A 3,689-nucleotide genomic window follows, 5' to 3' on the forward strand; every position below is an offset into this window, starting at 1 on the left:
ATCGCGGCACCCCTCGCGTCCCCGGCGCTCCTCCAGGTTGTGCTCCTCAAGCCGTCTGGTCGAACCCGCCAGGCCCGACACGGTGGCATGGTGAGGTTCCGCTCCATCTTGCTGCCTGGGCGCTTGATGCCTGGGCGCGTCCAGGCCGTTGGCGGGATCCCCGGCGGGCCCGGCCAGGAGCAGCAGGCGGCCGTCAGCGGTCCAGGTCGCCTGGGGCCTGCTGGGATCATTGGCGTGACCAACGCGCTGTAGGGGCCGGCGCCGATACCCGATCTACTGACATAGACCAGCAGCCCTGACGTAGGTCCCGCGGTCCTGCGCTGGCCATGCCCTGGTACTCCAGCCCTAGATCATGCCCTATGGTTGGGCGGCTTGCGGCGGGACGGTCGGGCCGCTGTCTGCGCGATGTCCATCACCTGACTGGCGCGCTGGGGTGTTCATCCGTTCTCGCCCGGTGGGGCGCCGTGCCAGCGCCAGCGCGCAACCCGCGGGCGTCCCGGCAGCGCGATGCGGCCGGTGGCCCACAGCACTGCCGTCCAAGGGTCGAGGTCGGCCAGGTCAGCCACCATGTGCGGGAACATCCGGGCGAGCACGCGGGCGCACACCTCCCCTGGTGGGTCCAGGGCCAGCCCGAGACCTTGGGCAATGTCGTGGCCGTGCACCAGCGCCTCGACACAGCCCATCCCGGCAAAGCCTTCTGGATCGGCCATCCCGCTGGGATGCCAGGCTCGCACCTGCGCTGGGGTGGTGCGCACCGTGGCGGCGAGAATCCTCCCGCCGGCCTCGGCGAACTCCAACACCTCGGCCGGTGCGGCATCCTTGTCGGCGTTGGCCATGAAGCGCACATAGCGCGTCGTGGGCTGGGCGACCAGTTGGGCGGCGTAGGACAGCAGGACATCGCCGAGGTGCTCGGCGGTGTGCCAGCAGTCCCACTCCAGCGCACCCGCCGGTGCCGACCAGTCCCGGCCGCCGGCTGGCCGCAGCGTGGTCACCGTGGTGGAGACGGCCGCATCCAGGTCGTCGGCGGTAACGGGCATCGCGTCCTCCACGGGTGCTGCGGTCCCTGCCGTGATGAGCCTACCCGGCACCCCAACCGTGCTGGTGCCCTTCTCGAGGTCGCCGGTCTCGTCGATCACCAGCACCGCCGCGGGGTCGCCGAGCTGCTCCACCAGGTAGGCGCGCAGGTCGTCACGGACGCCGTCGTGGTCCCACACCGCCCGACCCAGCAGGTGCTGCACCCCATCGGGCTGGCATCCCCGGCGTGCTCCAAGGTAACGATCTACGGCTGGAGTACCAGTGCCAATCCAACCTGCTCAGGTTCCCTGGCAACGTGCTGGCGACGTCTCGGCCGCACCGACGCGGCACACCAGTACCGCCGCAGCGACCGTCGGCTCACCAGCCGTAGCCATCCAGGACCGCCTCGATCCGCGGCACATACCGGTCGGGCCCGAAGTGGCGGATGTTGTTGAGGAACTTGTGCAACTGCAGCGCGGGTCGGCGCCGCTCATAGCCCGGGTCGGGCGGCCATTCGTCGTGGTAGGCCTCCAACAGCTCCGCGGGCAGGCTGTTGGACAGCTGCATGTACGCGAGCTCCAGCTCTCGGTCGGCGAAAGAGACCGCCGGGTCGACCAGCCAGCGCCCCTCGACCACGTTGGCGGCCCACAGGTCCCCGTGGGTCAACGACGCCGGCGGCCGCGGCCGCAGCAGCGCCGGCAGCGGACCCTCACAGGCCCGCTCCAGCCGCCGGCGCAGCGGGGCAGGGACCTTCGGGTCGGTCAGATGCACCCGCACCCGGCGCTCGACATAGAAGCTCGGCCAGTCGTCGCTCCAGTCGTTGTGCTGGCGGGTCATTCCCTGGAAGTTGTCCCGGTGCCAGCCAAAGCGGTCCCCGGTCCGCTGGTGCAGCCCGGCGATGGCTCGGCCGAGGGCCGCCCAGTCCGGCGGGCCGCCGACGCGTTCCAGCACCAGGATGTGGTTGACGACCCCCAGCACGGCCGGCACCGGGGCGCCGGCACCCGCCAGGGCGGCCAGGCCGTCGGCCTCCACCTCGGCCGGATACGGGCAGCGCTTGACGACCACCTCCCGCCCGTCGGCCAGGCGACCCATGGTCGTGCTGCAGATGAAGCCGCCCTTGAGGGGCTGGGAGGAGGCCAGTGGGGGCAGGCCGAGCGGCCAGTCGACCCCCTCGCCCGCCGCATCCTCCCTCTGATTCGTCACCAGGAACCTCCCTTGTGCCGGTTCGACGACCCAAGGATCTATGCGACCAGTCTCCGGCCATGCCGGCCGCCACAACCTGTACACCGACCCCGAGCGCGGCGACCACAGCCAGCAGCTGGCCCTCGCTGCAGCCGGTGAACGAGCGGTCCAGCACGGTGACGCTTCCGGCGGCGGTGTCTCCGGCACTAGTGGTCCGTCCCTGAGGTGTCTTGACAGGTAAGGCTCGTTTGCATGTGCAGGCCTGCCTGCCTCTGTGCCGCGACTCGTAACGATCTCGGGACGGTCTCCCTCCTAGACTGCAGGGCGGTGAGCTACGAGCCCGTCCGGCGCTGACCGGCCTGCCGATGGCGGGTTCGGGGCTTCAGAGGAGGCGACGGGCACCGTGCGCAAGCGCTCGACCTGGGTGGCCTGGTTCATGCTGGCCATCTTCGTCGTCAGCGTGCTCGTCGTGGGCGCGCTCATGGTGGCCAACGGCAGCTTCCAACAGGAGCCGCTCGCCGACACGGTTGCGCTGCTGCTGGCGTTCACCGCGTTCATGGTGGTGGGCGCCTTGATCGTGGCGCACCGACCAGGCAACGCCATCGGCTGGATCTTCTCGGCTGTGGGTCTGCTGGCGGTCACTGGCGCGCTGGCCGAGGAGTATGCCAATTATGCCTACTTGACCCGGTCCGGCTCGCCGCCCGGTGCGATTGTCGCGGCCTGGTACGCCTCGTGGGCGTGGTACCCGACGGTGTTTCTGGCGCTGCTGTTCACCCTGTTGTTCTTCCCCACCGGTCGGCTGCTGTCGCCCCGGTGGCGGCCTGTTGCCTGGCTGGCCGGGGCAGCGATGACGGGGTTCACGGCGCTGGCCGCCCTCAAGTCCTCGCTTGGGGTGGAGGAGGGCCGCGTGGTCTCCAACCCGATCGGGATGGCCGGGTTGCAAAACCCAGAGGAGAGCACGGTCGGTGTGGTCCTGCTGAATCTGCTGCTCCTGATGGCGGTGTTGGCGTTCGTGTCGCTGGTCATCCGGTTTCGGCGGTCGCGAGGCGATGAGCGCCAGCAGCTCAAGTGGTTCACCTACGCCGGCGCACTGGTGCCCCTGGCCGCGTTGGGCGACCTCCTACCGGTCGCAGTCAGCAACCTGGTTGTCGCGGCCCAGCTCGCGTTTCTGCCGGTCGCTGTGGGGATCGCGATCCTGCGCTACCGGCTGTACGACATCGATCGGCTGATCAACCGTACCCTGGTCTACGGCCTGCTCACCGTCCTGCTCGCCGGCGTCTACGCCAGCGCGGTCCTGGTCCTCGGCCAGCTGTTCGGAGGACTCCGCGCCGAGCCACCAGGCTGGGTGGTGGCCGGCGCCACCCTGGCGGTCGCGGCGCTGTTCCAGCCGGCCCGGCGCCGTATCCAGGCAGTCGTTGACCGGCGCTTCAACCGCCGCAAGTACGACGCCGCCCAGACCATCCAGGCGTTTTCGACCCGGCTGCGCGAGGAGC

General features: G+C 70.2%; 3 protein-coding genes and 1 pseudogene. 1 reads left to right on the plus strand and 3 read right to left on the minus strand.

The genetic code is table 11. The features are described from left to right. Window positions 1-437: 437 nt before the first annotated feature. The 3 genes and pseudogenes from VF468_08920 to VF468_08930 form a co-directional block, all read right to left on the minus strand. Entirely contained in the window at window positions 438-1,037 is a 600-nt protein-coding gene (locus VF468_08920; GenBank protein ID HEX5878429.1) for a maleylpyruvate isomerase N-terminal domain-containing protein, read from the minus strand. Window positions 1,038-1,040: 3 nt separating this feature from the next. Beyond that, window positions 1,041-1,247: pseudogene (locus VF468_08925) on the minus strand (transposase). A 145-nt stretch (window positions 1,248-1,392) separates the two neighbouring features. After that, a complete protein-coding gene (locus tag VF468_08930) occupies window positions 1,393-2,217 on the minus strand; it encodes a fructosamine kinase family protein (protein ID HEX5878430.1) in 825 nt (274 codons plus the stop codon). A gap of 382 nt (window positions 2,218-2,599) precedes the next feature. Here VF468_08930 and VF468_08935 point away from each other — a divergent pair. After that, window positions 2,600-3,689, plus strand: a 1,090-nt coding sequence (locus VF468_08935; GenBank protein ID HEX5878431.1) for a hypothetical protein, incomplete at its 3' end; no start/stop codon positions are given.

This window comes from Actinomycetota bacterium, from assembly GCA_036280995.1.
Lineage (GTDB): Bacteria > Actinomycetota > CALGFH01 > CALGFH01 > CALGFH01 > CALGFH01.